The organism is Pseudonocardia xinjiangensis (genome assembly GCF_012911925.1).
GTDB classification, from domain to species: Bacteria; Actinomycetota; Actinomycetes; order Mycobacteriales; family Pseudonocardiaceae; genus Pseudonocardia; species Pseudonocardia xinjiangensis.
Map to the genome: position 1 here is coordinate 92,088 of NZ_JAAXKY010000002.1, position 14,828 is coordinate 106,915.

The following is a 14,828-nucleotide window of genomic DNA, read 5'->3' on the forward strand; positions in this document are numbered from 1 at the left end:
GCTCGGCTCAGGCGCCCTGGTCGCGATGTGCCGGTGCACGACGTCGATCTGGACCGCGTGCTGGTTGCGATCTGGCCCTCGGGCCAACTGCTCACGGCGCTCGCCCGTGCCTTGATGGACGTCGCGTTGCGTAGTAGAGAATCATTGAGCGGATCTGGTCATCGGGAGGGGCGATGCTGGTCACGGTGGTCGGGAGCGGGGATGCGTTCGGGTCCGGCGGCCGGTTTCAGACCTGCATCGCGCTGGCCGGTGAAGGCCCTGCCGCTCCAGTACACACGCTCGTTGACTGCGGGGCCACCAGCCTTGTTGCGCTGCGGAAGGCCGACGTCGATCTGGCGGCGATTGAGACGGTGTTGGTCAGCCATCTGCACGGCGACCACTTTGGTGGTCTGCCGTTCCTGATCCTCGACGGCCAGTTTCGGCGCCGCACCAAGGACCTGACTGTCGTCGGGCCGCCGGGCACAAACGTCCGGCTTGCCGAAGTTATGGAGATCCTGTTCCCGGGGTCGAGCACGGTACGGCGTCGGTTCAACGTCCGGGTGATTGAGCACGCCGACGGTGATGTCTTGAACCTCGAGCGGATGACCGTCACGGCATTCGAGGTGCGCCACGCCTCCGGCGCACCCGCATACGCGCTGCGCGTCCGTGACCGCGAGGCGGGCAGCAGTGTTGCCTACTCGGGAGACACCGAGTGGACCGAAGCGCTGGTGCGGGTCGCAGACGGTGCCGACGTTTTCCTCTGCGAGGGGTATGCACCACAGCCGGTGCGTTGGCACCTCGACCTCGACTCTCTCGCCCGCAACGCCGATCGGCTCGCCTGCCGCAGGCTCGTGCTGACGCACATGTCACCGGCAACCCTCGGACTGAACCGGCTCGACTGGGAGGCTGCCCACGACGGCATGGTCATCAACCCGTCTGGCGGATAGGCCTGGCACTCCACGGGCGTGGGCAAGCTGCGGTGGCGGTCGCCGGCTGCGACCCGCGCCTGTCACACAACCAGCAGCAGAAACCGTCGCGACGGCGTGAGGCGACCGGCACGAATACCTTCTCAGGTCCAACCGGGTTGCCCCAGTTGGCCGAACCGGGCCGGCTCGAGGCGGACGTTTTCTTGTCAGCTGGAAGACATTTCATCTTCGAAGGTTGCGGGAGCAGATCCGGAGTGGCAATGCTCAGGACGTCAGCAGCCGCGCGTCATTCCGCATGGCAGCAATCTCCGCTCGAACATCCTGCGGGCGCGGAACCCGCCGCAGCAGCGGTCGACGCCCGAGTCATGAATCAACTTCCGAGGCCCGGTTTTGCTCGGAGAGGAGCTACAGAGGTGCGTGAGAACAACGGCGCGGAGACGGTCGACGTCGTGATCGTCGGAGGTGGGTCGGCGGGCGCGGTGCTTGCCAACCGGTTGTCGGCCGACCCGGAACGTACGGTCCTCCTGGTCGAGGGCGGCCCCGCCTACACACCCGACGAGTACCCCGCCGTCCTGCGGGACCCCGCGAGGGTCGGCGGTGACGAGCACGACTGGGGCCTGACGGCGACGATCGACGACACCGGGCGGGTTATCCCGACGCCCAGGGGCAAGGTGCTCGGAGGCAGTTCCGCGGTGAACGCGGCGGTCGCCCTGCGCGCCCGCGCCGACGACTTCGAGAAGTGGGCGGCGCACGGGGTCACCGGGTGGTCCTTCGAGGAGGTGCTCGAGACCTACCGGGCGCTCGAGAACACGACCGATGGCGACCCGCGGCTGCGCGGGCGGACCGGGCCGTTCCCCATCCGCCAGCGGACTCGCGCCGAGCTGACGCCGTCGCTGCGGGCGTTCATCGACGCGTCAGCGGCACAAGGGCTCGCGAGGATCGACGACCCGAACGGCACGCAGCAGAACGGCGTGACCCCTTACCCGCTGAACGTCGTGAACGAGGTACGGCAGAACACCGGCCTGGTCTACCTGAGCGATGAGGTCCGCAGGCGGCGCAACCTCACGATCCGGGGCAGGACGACGGTCGACCGTGTGCTGTTCGACGGAACGGCCGCGACCGGGATCGTCACGCTCGACGGGCAGGTGCTGCGGGCGGGCGAGGTGATCCTCTCCGCCGGCACCTACGGGAGCGCGGGGATCCTGATGCGTTCCGGGATCGGCCCGGCCACCGACCTCGGGCGGTACGGCATCGAGGTCGTGAGCGACCTGCCCGTCGGCCGCCGGCTCCAGGACCACCCCTTCTACTACAACATCTACACACTGAAGCCGGACGCGAACGCGATGTCGCCCGCAGCAGGTGCCATCGTGTGGACGCGAAGCAGCGAGGCGGTCGGTGACGAGCTCGATCTGCACATCTCGGCGACCCACCTCGCCGACCCGAGCATCAGCCCGACGGGGGGAGCGATCGTGCTCGCTACCGCCGTCACGCAGCCCGACTCGATCGGTTCCGTCGCGCTGCGCAGCCGTGACCCCAAGGACGGCCTGGCCATCGACCTCAACTTCCTCGCCGAGCCTCGCGACCGCCGTCGCATGTTGGAGGGTGTGCAGCTCAGCCGCCGGATCGGCCGCGAAGCAGCGATGGCCGCGGTTGTCGACAGCGAGCTGACCCCCGGGCCCGGGATACGCGACGACACTGCTCTGGAACAGGTGATCCGCCAGCAGCTCGACACCTACCAGCACCCCACCTCGACTGCTCCGATGGGGGCCGAGAACGATCCGTGGGCCGTGGTCGACAGCGTGGGCAACGTCCGGGGCATGAGCCGCCTCCGGGTCGTCGACGCCTCGATCATGCCTCGCGCGCTGTCGACGGCCCCGAACGTCACGACGATCATGCTGGCCGAGCACATCGCCCGCACCAGCCTGCTCTGAGGGGACGAAACCGGCACCTCACACAGCCCCTCCCTGAGGCGACGGTGTCCATCGACCGGATCGACCGGTCGACCGCATCGACTGTTTGTCCGGGTTCGAGCGTGGCTAGTTCGCACCACGTCAGCGCGGGCTCCGCGAGGCCGCAACACCCTTCCTGGCGGATCCCTTCGAAGCCACCCGCGAAACCGTGCACCTCGCCGTCCCGGAGGACATCGAGGTGGGGACCGATGAGCTCACAGCCAACGATCGAGACCGACTCCGAGAATCAGTGCCGGTCAGCTGGGGCTGATAGGACTGGGCGGATCGCGGGGACTCGGTCTGGCCCGGCTTGTTCACGCCGAAGACCGTAACCCTCGGATATGGCGATCGCGGTGGCGGCGCCAAGGAACCCGGAGCCGTTTCCGCCGTTGATCCGGGTGGCGGAGCAGACGAAGAACTTCAGCAATACCGGCATCCGATCACGGGAGCAGCATGATCCGGTGATTGTCGTCGGCCTGCTACCGCCTTCAGCCGCGCTCGGGGAGGACAGGTAGGAGAAGTCGATGTAAGAAGTGAGTATCGTGCGGCACGTGGGGCCGAGGACCATCTCCACCATCTCGGCGAAGCGAAGTGCCGGCCGGTCCGGCCCGGCGCCGCCGCGGAGCGCGTCTCGCAATCGGCGCCCGTGGAGGAGGTCGTACTCTGCCGCTGCAGTGCGTGAGTCCTGCGGTCACGGTTGCCCCACGGAACTTATCCATCACGAGCATCACCAACGCGACCCGGTTGACCCTGTGCAGGTCGTCGAGCACGACAACGATGGGTCCGGTCCTCGCGGCCGGGACGACGAATGGTGGTCAGTGCGTCCAGGAGCCGGAACGCGGTGTGTCAGATGCGGCCCCAAACGGAGTAAAAATGGTGTCTCGGATGCCGCGACCTACGCAAATGGTATAAACATAACACCGATATAAAGCGCTAGGCGCTAACCTCGCGTGGGTGCAGATCTGCGAGTTCCCCGCTGGAGAATTCGAGGGCGTCATCCGTCAGTTCTTCATTCCGACGATCTCCCGAGGTGGGTGCAACGTTCCGGTGCGGGCGGCGCTGCAGACGCTGGGTGAGGGCCTCGCACTCTCGCGGTCGCGCTGGGGGCCGAGATCGTCGATCCGGACGGACAAGATGGCAGCGAACTCGTCGGAAGACAACCGGATGCTCTTCACCGTGCAGGTGGCCGGCCAGGGCCAAATGTTGCAGCGCGGCCGTTTCGCCGAGACGGCGGCCGGTGCAGGGATTCTGATCGAGGCGCGCAGTCCCTTCGAGCGGGTCACGCCGACCGAGTCCCAGTACTTGACATTGTCTTTCTCCCGTGAGTTGCTGCCGCTGCGTGTCGCTGAGATCACCGAGGCGTGCGCACGCACGCTGGATCCGGCGGCCCCGGCCATGCAGGTGCTGGGCGCCTACCTCGGTCGGTTGTTCGGGATCGCGGACCGCCTCACCGCGCCGCAGCGGCTGGACGCTGGGCAAGCTGCGATCGATCTGCTCGCCATGGCGTTGCGGGACGTCGTGCCCTCGGTGCCGGGCGGGGACGGTTCCGCGGAGGTGTTGCTCGAGATGATGCTGATGCACGTGCGCGAGCACCTGGCCGATCCGCGTCTGCAGGTCGAGGAGCTGGCGCGGCGGCACCACGTCTCGGTCAGCCACGTGTACACCCTGTTCGAACGGCTCGGGACCACGCCCGGCGCGTACCTGCGCGAGCAGCGGCTGCTCGCGGCACAGGGGATGCTGTCCGACCCGCGGTACGCCCGGCTCAGCACCTCGGACATCGCGGCTGCGGTGGGATTCCTCGAACCCAGGACGTTCCTGCGGGCGTTCCGCCGGCAGTACGCGACGACGCCCAGCAACTGGCGCCGGGAACATCTCCACTCCGGATCCGCACCCACAGCCCTCGAGGAGGATGTGCCTGCCCGTGCGGGTGTGCCGCTTCGATAGAGGTGGATCCCAGCTTGACACCTCGGTCGGGTTGCCGCCCTTGTGCGGTCCGGCGGATTCCACCTCTCCTCCGGTGTGCTCAGCCCGCGCGCGACGCAACCCAGTCCAGGGTCGCGGAGCGCCACGGCGGCCAGTGGTCGTCGACCGTGGGCACGTCCGTGGCCAGGTGGTGGAAGCAGTCCTGGCACTTCGTCACCATGCGCGGCCCGATGTGGTTGGCCACCGGGTAGCGCCGGACGTCCTTCGACCCGCACTTCGGGCAGGTCTCGTCGACGGGCGTGCGCTCGACAACGATCTTGTCCGCGGCGGGCGGGGGGAACAGGAGACGGTCGACGCCGCTCATGCTGATGCCTCCACAGTGATCCGGGGCAGGCCTGTCCAGTCGAGGGAGCAGGCGCTGGGCACCGTCCAGCTCCCGTTGTCCCGGTCGCGTGCCATGGTGGCGCGGCGTTCCCGGGTGGCGTCCTCGTCGATGGTGCCGCCGTCGATGACGACGCCGAATGCCTTCTCGACGAACGCGGCGCTGTAGACACCGTCCTCGACGTCGAGCAGCACCTTGGCGGTGGCCCGTTCCAGCGGGTCGCCCCAGCCGCCACCGCCGCCGACCACCAGACGGATGCCCTGGCCCGGTTGCAGCACGATCTGCGCGATCTTGCCGGTCTGGTGGGCGGTGCCCTGGCCGAACTCGCCGTCGTCCGGGCTGGGGTGGCCGTCGGAGTCGAAGACCCCGAAGAGGGGCTCGGCGTTCGTCTGGTCGAGCGGGTCGAGCCCGGTGGAGCTGCCGAGGTCGTGCAGGCGCCACGCGTAGAACGGCATCCCGCGGCCGCCGCCCTGCACGCCGGGTGCGCCCGCGCGGGAACGGTCCCCGGTCACTGTGACCACGGTCGTGGAGTGGGCGCCGATCGTGTACACCGCGCCGGCGCCGCCGCGGTTCTCACCGACGCCCGCGGAGTCGGGCATCAGCTCGTGCTCCCACACGATGAGCGGGTTCTCCCGCTCCACGTGCTCCTGGACCGACGAGCGGCAGTTGCCCATCGAGACGAGGCAGAGGCTCAGCCCGTCGCCGGCCCAGGTCCCGCCCCAGCCGCCGCCGGGCAGGGAGAAGGCAGCCCAGGGGGTCCCTTCCCTGCCGGTGCGGGTGTCGATTCCGCTGATGTTGATCATTCCGGCGGTTCCCGAGTCGCAGGCGATGGCGCGCTCGCTCAGGGCCTCGGCCATCGCCTGGGTCATCATGTTGACGACCCGGCTGCCGGTGTCGACGTGGTTGGAGCAGCTCGACGGCGGCAGCACGCAGACCGCGCTGCCCGGCGGCATGATCGCCTCCACCGGCCGCAGGGTCCCGCTGTTCACCGGCGAGCTCGGGTCGAGGATGAACTTGGCTCCGATGATCGCGCGGGTGGACTCGATCCAGGCGGTGCCGACGTTGCCGTCCGGCTGCCGGGAGGTGCCCGAGTAGTCGATCTCCATCGAGTCACCGCGGACCTTGACGGTCATGACGAGCTCGATCGGCTCCGGGGTGAGGGAGTCGTCGTCGAGGAAGTCGGTGACCTTGTAGTCCCCGTCTGGAACCCGGGCGATGCCCGCACGCATGGCGGCCTCGGTCATGTCCATGCCGTAGTTGCCGCCTGCCTTGACCTTGTCCAGGCCGTAGCGCTCGACGACGTCCTCGAGCCGGAGGGCACCGACCTGCAGGCTGCCGGACAGTGCCCGGACGTCACCGAGTACGAGGTGCGGGACGCGGTTGTTCTCCAGCAGGTGGTTGAAGGCAGGCCGCACCGGGACGCCCTCGGCGTAGAGCAGCGTCGGCGGGAACTTGAGCTGCTCCTCGAAACTGGTCCGCGTGCCGTTGGCGAAGCCACCGGGGATCGGGCCCCCCAGGTCCGCGACGTGGGAGGTGGTGTGCAGGACGAACTCTGCGCGGCCGTCGATGATCACCGGCCGAAGCACGTTGATGTCGCTGCAGTGGATCGCGCCGCGCCACGGGTCGTTGACCATGATCACGTCGCCGTCCCGCAGCGTGGACTCGTCCCACTCGGACATCGTGAAGTTCACGATGTGCGGTGAGGTGAAGGCGTGTTGTACGCAGCCCTCCCAGGACGAGATCATCTGCCAGCCCTCGTCCGTGCGCATGTGGATGCACGCCGTGCAGTCCCGCACGTCCCGGACGATGGGGGAGAAGCCGCCGCGCATCAGTGTCTCGTGCATGTCGCGCGCGACCTCGATCAGGCCGTAGCGCAGGGTCTCCAGGTCGACGACGTCGAACCCGTAGCGGGCGACGGCCTGGGTGGCGTCGAGGCCGTGCTGCTCCGTTCCGGTCGGTTCCATGGGCGTCATCGGGCACCTCCGGCAGGGGTGGTCAGGGCGACGGTGAGGTTGCCGCTGCCGTCGAGGCAGGCAGTGGAGCCGTCGTCGATCGCGGTGGTCGCGTAGGACTCGACGATGATCGCCGGGCCGTTCACGACCTCGTCGGCGCCGAGCTTGTCCCGGTCGTACACACCAGCGTCCGGGTATTCCTCGCCCGCCAGGCGCATCGACGTGCGGCGGATCAGGCTGTCGCCCGCACCGGCTGTGGGCCGCCATGACGGCAGGATCGGGCGGGACGCGGCGGCGGTGACCTCGATCGTGGTCAGCATGATCGGGATCTCTTCGGCTGTGAACCCGTAGCGGGACAGGTAGAACTCGTGCACCTGCGCCGCGATGCCGTTGAGACGGGCGTCGTCGATCAGGCCTGGTTCCAGGGCGATGCGGTTGTCCCACGTCTGGCCCGCGTACATGGCGAAGATCTCGCGGCTCACGCCGATGCGGGACTCCGCCACGCCCTGGTGGACCAGGTCGGCCGTGGCTGCGTCCTCGAGCGCGACGAACCCCGCCTCCAGCTCGTCCGGGCCGATCGCCAGCAGGGGCGCAAGCGGGGACTGCGCCCTGGTGACGCGCAGGTCGCTCGCCACCAGCCCGTACGCGGAGAACTCGCCGGGGTGGCCCGGGACGATGACCGAGCCGATGCCCAGCCCCCTGGCCACCTGGACGGCCATCATCGGGCCCGCCGCGCCGAAGGCGAGCAACGAGAACTCCCGCAGGTCCAGGCCGCGGAAGGTGGAGATCGACCGCAGTGCCCCGGCCATGTTCGAGCAGGCCAGCCGGTAGGCGCCGTCGGCGAGCTCGGTCGGGGTCATGCCCAGCTGGTCCGCGACGGCCTCGAGCGCGGATTCGGCGAGGGTCGGGTCGAGCCGGATCGCGCCGCCTGCGAACAGATCCGGTTGCAGGATCCCGAGGTGCACGCAGGCGTCAGTGATCGTCGGGCGCGCGCCGCCGCGGCCGTAGCAGGCCGGTCCCGGCTGGGAGCCGGCGGATTCGGGGCCGACCCGCAGGGTGCTGAGCGAGTCGAGGTGGATGAGGCTGCCTGCTCCCGAGCCAACGCTCCGGACGTCGACCGCTGGCATGGTCATGACCAGCCCGTGCTCAACCGTCCACAGGTCGGTCAGCGGGGTCTGCCCGCGACGGACCGCGGCGACGTCGGTGCTGGTGCCGCCGACGTCCATCGTGAGGAAGTTGCCGTTACCGCCGGTTCCGTCCCCGTCGAGGGTGCGGGCCAGCTGGACGGCCCCCGCGACGCCGCCGACCGGGCCGGAGACGAGCTGGAAGACCGGAGCCTTCGAGGTCTCGGGGACCGAGCCGACGCCGCCGTTCATCGTCATGACCCACAGCGCGCCACCGAAGCCGATCCCGGCCAGCTCCTCCTCGAGCCGGTGCAGGTAGCCGGTGACGGTCGGGCCCACGTAGGCGTCGAAGACGACGGTCGTGGTGCGTTCGTGCTCCTTGGTGACCGGGTAGAGCGCGGAGGTCTGGACGTAGACGTCCGGGTACTCCTCGCGCAGTAGCTCCGCCGCCCGGATCTCGTGCGCCTGGTCGAGGTAGGAGTTCATGAAGCAGACCGCGACGGAACCGATGCCCCGGTCCCGCACCTCGCGGGCAATCGTGCGGACCTGGTCCTCGTCGAGCGCGATGATCTCGGCACCGTCGGAACCGATGCGCTCGCGCACGCCGTAGCGGTCCCGGCGCCGGACGATCGGGTGCTCCTGGTGGGGCCGCAGCCATGTCGGGTCGTACAGCCTGGGGCCGAACTCGCGGTCCATGCGGCCCAGGTCCAGCAGGTCCCGGTGGCCCGCCGTGGCCAGCAGGGCGGTCTTCGCGCCCTGCCGGCTCAGCACGGCGTTGATGCCGGTCGTGTGGCCGTGGACGATCTCGTCGATCTGGTCGATCGGAATGCCGCTCCCGCGCACGGCCTCGAGCACCCCCTCTTCCTGGCGGGGCCGGGTCGTGAGGACCTTGAGGTCGCGAATCTCCCCGGTTTTCCGGTTCACCGCCACCAGATCGGTGAAGGTGCCACCGATGTCGATCCCCATCCACCAGCGTTCGTCCGACGCCATCGCACTCCTCTCGCAGCGTTCGTGCGAGCCGTATCGTCGAGCCTTTCAGTCCGAGCTGTCGGGTATCGGAAGATGATGGAGAAATGAAATTCAGTAGGGTCAGCAAAGCATGTGAGGGCGCCGGTCTCGAATCTATTGTGACAGTGGCCACACTCCCTCGGCGTGATGGATGTTTTCTGGTCAGCGTGTGACTTTTTTTCCTCGAGGGTTGCAGGGGCGGGCCGGAGTGATGAACGTGGAATTCGTGAATGACATGCCGGAGAGTCGGCCGACCACGGATCCCCTGTCCACTGCGAGCGCAGTTCCGTATCCAGCCCTGACCCGGGCGGCGCGCGAGCTGTTCCGCAGTATCGACGCGATGGACGTCGCGGCGGTACTCGAAATGTTTGCCGAGGACTGCGCTTTGCGTTTCGCCAACCAGGAACGCGTTCTGGGCAGGTCAGGGGTACGGCAGGTCATCGAGGCGTTGTTCTCGGGGATTCGCGCGCTGAACCACTCGATCACCGGGCTGTGGTCGGGCACCTGGGAGCGAGGTGCGGTCGTGAGCGTGGAGAGCGAGGTCACCTACACGGGCCTCGACGGGGTGCGGCTGGAGCCTCTTCCCGCTACGAGCACGTTGCGTATCGAACGGGGCCTGATCCAGGACTTCCGGGTGTTCATGGACCCCTCGCCACTGTTCCCGACCGAGACCTGAGACGACCGGGACCTGACGCGGGGCACCACTCGGTTCGACACGGAGACACCGGAGGATTCACGTGCGGTTCGGCTATGCCATCTGCAGCCAGAACTACTGGGACTGGAAGCGTTTCACGTCGGGCGTCGATCAAGCCGTCGACTATCCCGACCACCAGTTGACGTCCGAGGCGGTGAAGCTTGCGGTGCTCGCCGACGATCTGGGCTTCGACACACTGTGGAGCACGGAGCACCACTTCAGCCCCTACCTCATGACGCCGTCACCGATCCAGATGCTGAGCTACCTGGCCGGCCGCACCAGGAACGCCGACGTCGGGTCCGCCGTGATCGTCCTCCCGTGGCACGACCCGGTGCGGTTGGCCGAGGAGATCGCGATGATGGACATCATGCTGGGTGACCGCATGCTCTTCCTCGGCTTCGGCCGGGGCGCCTCCGCAGACGAGTTCGACGGACTACGGATTCCGATGAGTCAGTCACGCGCACGGTTCGCTGAATGTCTGGAGATCATCCGTCGGGGCCTCAGCGAGACCAGATTCTCCTTCGAAGGTGAATACTATCAAATCCCAGAAATCGAGATCCGGCCCAAGTCTCGCAGGGATGTCGCCGGGCGGATGTACTGTGCGTGGATGAGTCCGGAGACGCTCGAGATTGCGGCGAAGCAGCGGCTGGGTCCGTTGTTCGCTGTCTCCCGGGACCTGGAGGACTATCCGAAGGAGACCGCTTCCTTCAACGAGGCCCGAGCTGGGGTGGGGCTCGGTCCGTCGGCTCCCATCGTCATCAACGCCGTAGCTTGCGCTGAGAGTGAGCAGGAGGCCTACGAGCGAGCGCTGCACTACCAAGAATACCAGGAAAGCGTCGCCCTGCACTACAACTGGATCGACGCCGAACGATACAAGAAGATCGGTGGTTACGACTACTACATCGCGAAGGGCCAAGAGCTCGGCGCCGAACAGGTGCGGCACGACAAGGTTGCGAAGATTCTATGGGGCACACCGGATCAGTTGATCGAGAAGATCAAGGCGCTCCAGGAGGCGGCGTCGGCCGGTGAGATCGCCGCGTTCTTCCGGTACGGCGGCATGTCCTTCGAGACCGCGGAACGAAACATGCGACTGTTCGCAGAAAAAGTTCTGCCAGCCGTGCACGGATTCTCGTGCCCCGTACCCGGGTGATCCCTGATCGAATGATCGTTTTTCTCAGACCCGACCGAGTTACCCGGGTTGACCGACGTTTCTCGTCACGGGGAGGCATCTCTTGAGGGTGCGGGAGGGGATCCGGAGTGGAGATGTTCCCGGCGCCAGTTGCTGGGCGTTATCGCGTACTGCCGGCGGAACGCCCGCAGGAACGTCCTGGGTTCGAGGAATCCCACCGCAGCCGCGATGTCCGAGGTGCTGAGCCGGGCGTACCGCGGGTCGGACAGCATCCCCTGTGCCGCGAGCAGCCGTTGCTCGCGCAGGTACGCGCCGGGCGTGGTCCCGAGCCGTTCGAACAGGGTGTACACGTGGCTGACCGAGACGTGGTGGCGCCGCGCGAGCTCCTCGACCTGCAGACGCGGATCGGCCAGGTGTTCGCGCACGTGCATCAGCATCATCTCGAGCAACACCTCCGCGGAACCGTCCGCGCCCGGCACCGAGGGCACGACGTCCCGCAACGCCATGGCGAGCAGATCGATCGCAGCTTGCCCAGCGTCCAGCCGCTGCGGCGCGGTGAGGCGGTCCGCGATCCCGAACAACCGACCGAGGTAGGCGCCCAGCATCTGCATGGCCGGGGCCGCCGGGTCCAGCGTGCGTGCGCACGCCTCGGTGATCTCAGCGACACGCAGCGGCAGCAACTCACGGGAGAAAGACAGGGTCAGCTGCCGGTTCTCGGCCGGTGATGCCCATTTGTAGGGACTGCGCGCCTCGGCCAGAACTCCCGTACCGACCGCCAGTTCGGCGAGACGGCCGCGCTGCAACATTTGGCCCTGGCCAGCCACCTGTACGGCGAAGAGCATCCGTCTGGCTTCGGATGTGCTCGCTGCCATCCGGTCGGTCCGGTCCGCCGACCTCGGTCCCCAGCGTGTCAGCGAGAGGGTCAGATCCTGGCCGAGCTCCTGCAACGCCACCCGTCCGCGAAAGTCGGGGCCGCTCCGGACCATCACCGGGATGAAGAAGTGACTGACAATGTCTTCGAACTCCTCGCTGGAGAACTCGTGAATCTGCACGCACGCGAGGCTACCCGCAGGATTGCGGGTCGCATTATCCACATTCCGATTTGTGTAGGTAGTGCCATCTGGGAAGGACCATTTGCACGATGTCCGGGACAGCGCCGCGCGTCGTGGACGAGCTGGTGACACTCCTCGTCGGGGCCCGCGAGGACCAGGCCCCATCGCTGCGCCGACCCGTGCGTGGTCGGGGCTCCGACCACGCACGGGTGGTAGCGCGACAGCCTCCCCCCACAGGCTGTCGTGGTCCCGCCCTGGATCGCAGGGCGAGGACGCGTTCGGTCGATCGCAAGGTGCTAAATCTTGCGATTCTCCGCTTTGACCATCCAGGCCAGCTTCTCGAGCGTGTCGGTGATCGCGTGCAGGAGATCCGACGTGCTCGGGTCCACGGCATCGACCGCATCGTGGACGGCCCGGATCGTGTAGACCGCGGTGTAAATGCGGGTGGTGATCAGTCCGACGACCTCGGCCGTGTCGTGTTCGCCTGCCGGGAACTGAGGAAGGCTGGTGGTCGCCGCGATCGTGTCGGACCGCCCGTCGGGAACCCCGTCGAGGGAGCGCATCCGCTCGGCGATCGTGTCGCTGGCCTCACGCGCGGCGTCGACGAGTTCGTCCAGCTGCAGGTGAAGGTCGCGGAAGTTCTTTCCGACGACGTTCCAATGAGCCTGCTTGCCCTGCAGATGCAGTTCGATCAGGTCCGCGAGGACCCGCTGCAAATTGGCGGCCAGCTGTGGCGATGCCTGGAAGTTGCCGACGGCGCCCTCACCTCGACGGGTGGTGCGCTGTTCGCTCAGAGGCGCTGGGGTGTTCACCCTGCTTCCCCTGAGCTCTTGGTCAGGCCCTGGGCGATCTGGCCGACCAGTACGACGAAGGACATGTCGAGCGCCGCGTAGACCTCGCCGGCGAGTGGGTCGGCGTTGTCACCGAGGATCTCGACGATTGCGGTGGAGTAATCGATCGGGGTGATGCCGGACTTCTGCATACGCAGGAGCCCCGCCTCGCGCTTGGTCTGGGAGAACGTGCCGGCGGCGTCGATCACGGCGTAGGCGTCGAAGCCCTCCGCGGTCGTGCTCAGTGCAGCGAAGGCGAGACAGACCTCGGTCGAGATTCCCGCGATGAGAAGTTTCGTGCGACCCGTTGCGCGGACCGCCTCGGCGACCCGCGGGTCGTCCCAGGCGTTGACGGTGGTGCGGTCGGGCACGGCGAGATCGGCGGGTAGCGCCGCGGCGAGCTCGGGGATCATCGGCCCCCACATGCTGTCGGTTGCCGTGGTGGTGGCGACGATCGGCAGGCCCAGGACCTGCGCTGCCTTGGTCAGGGCGACCACGTTGTGCTTCAGCTCGGCGAGCGGGATGTCGACGATTCCGCTGTAGAGGCCGACCTGGTGGTCGATCAGCAGGAGCGCCGCATTGTCACGGGTAAGTCGCTCGCTGCACTTGGGGTCGCTCACAGTTCCTCCGGAGATGTTTCGATTCATGGGCTCGGACGTCGATCGCGGCTGCGGCGGGCGCTCGCCGGAATGATGTTCGAGCGGGCGTTCCGGCGGCAGCACGGAATGACGCCTGACACGAGCTTTGGCACCCCGGATCTGCTCCCGCAACCGTCAACGAGGAAATGTCTCTCAGCCGACGAGAAAACGTCCGCCCCGAGCTGGCCCGGTGCGGTCAACTGGGGTAGCTCGGTCGGACCGAAAGTATTCGTCCCGGTCGCCTCAAGCCGTCGTGACGGTTTCATGATCGGCGATCGCGAGTCAGCTGAACAGGACGAGGGGAAATCGACATGGCAGGACGTCTCGAGGGCAAGGTCCGCTCTGGTCTCCGGCGCGGCGCGGGGGCAGGGCCGGTCGCATGCGGTGCGGCTGGCGCAGGAGGGTGCGGACATCATCGCGTTCGACGTGTGCCGCCAGCTCGACACGGTGCACTACCCGCTGGCCACGCCGGAGGACCTCGCGGAGACGGTGAAGCTGGTGGAGGAGCTGGGCCGCGGGATCGTGGCGGGTGAGGCGGACGTGCGGGACTCGGCTGCGGTGCAGGCGCTGGTCGATGGGGGAGTGCGCGAGTTCGGGCGTCTGGACGTGGTGTGTGCGAACGCGGGTATCGGCGGGGTCGTGGAGAACACCTGGTCGATCACCGAGGAGGAGTGGGAGGAGATGATCGCGGTCGACCTCACGGGGGTGTGGAAGACCGTGAGGGCGGCGGTGCCGGCGATGGTCCAGGCCGGCACCGGCGGCTCGATCGTCATCACCAGCTCGGCCGCCGGCCTCAAGGGCATGCCGGGCGCGGCTCACTACGTGTCGGCGAAGCACGGCCTGGTCGGTCTGATGCGCACCCTGGCCAACGAGTTGGCTCCCTACTTCATCCGCGTGAACTCGGTGCACCCGACAGGTGTCAACACGCCGATGATCGTGAACGAGTTCATGGCGCAGGCGCTGTCGAGCGCGGATGGGTCGTTCAATCTGCAGAACGCGCTGCCGGTGGAGATGGTCGAGCCGGTGGACGTCTCGAATGCGATCGTGTGGCTCGCTTCCGAGGAGGCCCGCTACGTCACCGGGGTGTCGCTGCCGGTGGACGCCGGGTTCCTGCAACGGTGACCACGCCGGCAGCAGCTGTCACCCCGAGCGCAACGCACCACCTTCCGGGGCCGCCACTCTGGTCCGCCTCTCGCATCGGGGGCGGCGTGTGGCACATACTGGCTGTCCCGAAGGCCACGG

General features: G+C 67.7%; 12 protein-coding genes and 1 pseudogene. 7 read left to right on the forward strand and 6 right to left on the reverse strand.

The annotated features are described in order from the left end of the window. Positions 1 to 173: 173 nt before the first annotated feature. The 4 genes and pseudogenes from HF577_RS01525 to HF577_RS01540 all read left to right on the forward strand — a co-directional run bounded on the left by HF577_RS01525 (position 174) and on the right by HF577_RS01540 (position 4,798). Entirely contained in the window at positions 174 to 926 is a 753-nt protein-coding gene (locus tag HF577_RS01525; RefSeq protein WP_169393860.1) for an MBL fold metallo-hydrolase, read from the forward strand. A gap of 392 nt (positions 927 to 1,318) precedes the next feature. Next, positions 1,319 to 2,794 (forward strand): annotated as a pseudogene (locus tag HF577_RS01530) (GMC family oxidoreductase); the annotation flags it as partial. A gap of 401 nt (positions 2,795 to 3,195) precedes the next feature. Continuing rightward, positions 3,196 to 3,369, forward strand: a complete 174-nt coding sequence (locus HF577_RS01535) for a hypothetical protein (protein ID WP_169393862.1) — start codon at positions 3,196 to 3,198, stop codon at positions 3,367 to 3,369. 532 nt (positions 3,370 to 3,901) lie between these two features. Further along, positions 3,902 to 4,798 carry a helix-turn-helix domain-containing protein gene (locus HF577_RS01540; RefSeq protein WP_169393863.1) on the forward strand — a complete coding sequence of 299 codons (897 nt, stop codon included), beginning with the start codon at positions 3,902 to 3,904 and terminating at the stop codon, positions 4,796 to 4,798. A gap of 79 nt (positions 4,799 to 4,877) precedes the next feature. Here HF577_RS01540 and HF577_RS01545 read toward each other — a convergent pair whose 3' ends face one another. The 3 genes from HF577_RS01545 to HF577_RS01555 are packed head-to-tail and all read right to left on the reverse strand — an operon-like array spanning position 4,878 to position 9,225. Further along, complete coding sequence (locus HF577_RS01545; protein WP_169393864.1) at positions 4,878 to 5,141, reverse strand: hypothetical protein; 264 nt, start codon at positions 5,139 to 5,141, stop codon at positions 4,878 to 4,880. Next, entirely contained in the window at positions 5,138 to 7,132 is a 1,995-nt protein-coding gene (locus tag HF577_RS01550; protein ID WP_246265320.1) for a hydantoinase B/oxoprolinase family protein, read from the reverse strand. The genes HF577_RS01545 and HF577_RS01550 overlap by 4 nt, the downstream gene beginning before the upstream one ends. Beyond that, on the reverse strand, positions 7,129 to 9,225 hold the full coding sequence (locus tag HF577_RS01555; RefSeq protein WP_169393865.1) for a hydantoinase/oxoprolinase family protein: 2,097 nt from the start codon (positions 9,223 to 9,225) through the stop codon (positions 7,129 to 7,131). The genes HF577_RS01550 and HF577_RS01555 overlap by 4 nt, the downstream gene beginning before the upstream one ends. Positions 9,226 to 9,454: 229 nt before the next feature. On the opposite strand from HF577_RS01555, the gene HF577_RS01560 reads away from it, so the two are divergent. After that, positions 9,455 to 9,919 (forward strand): nuclear transport factor 2 family protein, encoded by a 465-nt coding sequence (locus tag HF577_RS01560; RefSeq protein ID WP_169393866.1) that lies wholly within the window; start codon positions 9,455 to 9,457, stop codon positions 9,917 to 9,919. Between the two features lie 61 nt (positions 9,920 to 9,980). Next, complete coding sequence (locus HF577_RS01565) at positions 9,981 to 11,087, forward strand: LLM class flavin-dependent oxidoreductase (RefSeq protein ID WP_169393867.1); 1,107 nt, start codon at positions 9,981 to 9,983, stop codon at positions 11,085 to 11,087. 65 nt (positions 11,088 to 11,152) lie between these two features. Here HF577_RS01565 and HF577_RS01570 read toward each other — a convergent pair whose 3' ends face one another. From HF577_RS01570 to HF577_RS01580, 3 genes are all read right to left on the reverse strand, one after another. After that, positions 11,153 to 12,118 (reverse strand): helix-turn-helix domain-containing protein, encoded by a 966-nt coding sequence (locus tag HF577_RS01570; RefSeq protein WP_169393868.1) that lies wholly within the window; start codon positions 12,116 to 12,118, stop codon positions 11,153 to 11,155. Between the two features lie 296 nt (positions 12,119 to 12,414). After that, entirely contained in the window at positions 12,415 to 12,930 is a 516-nt protein-coding gene (locus tag HF577_RS01575) for a Dps family protein (RefSeq protein ID WP_312858879.1), read from the reverse strand. Further along, positions 12,927 to 13,568, reverse strand: a complete 642-nt coding sequence (locus HF577_RS01580) for an isochorismatase family protein (RefSeq protein ID WP_312858880.1) — start codon at positions 13,566 to 13,568, stop codon at positions 12,927 to 12,929. Before HF577_RS01580 ends, HF577_RS01575 begins: the two co-directional genes overlap by 4 nt. Here HF577_RS01580 and HF577_RS01585 point away from each other — a divergent pair. Next, entirely contained in the window at positions 13,503 to 14,708 is a 1,206-nt protein-coding gene (locus tag HF577_RS01585; protein ID WP_312858881.1) for a mycofactocin-coupled SDR family oxidoreductase, read from the forward strand. The two genes, HF577_RS01580 and HF577_RS01585, sit on opposite strands and share 66 nt — an antisense overlap. Positions 14,709 to 14,828: the final 120 nt, after the last annotated feature.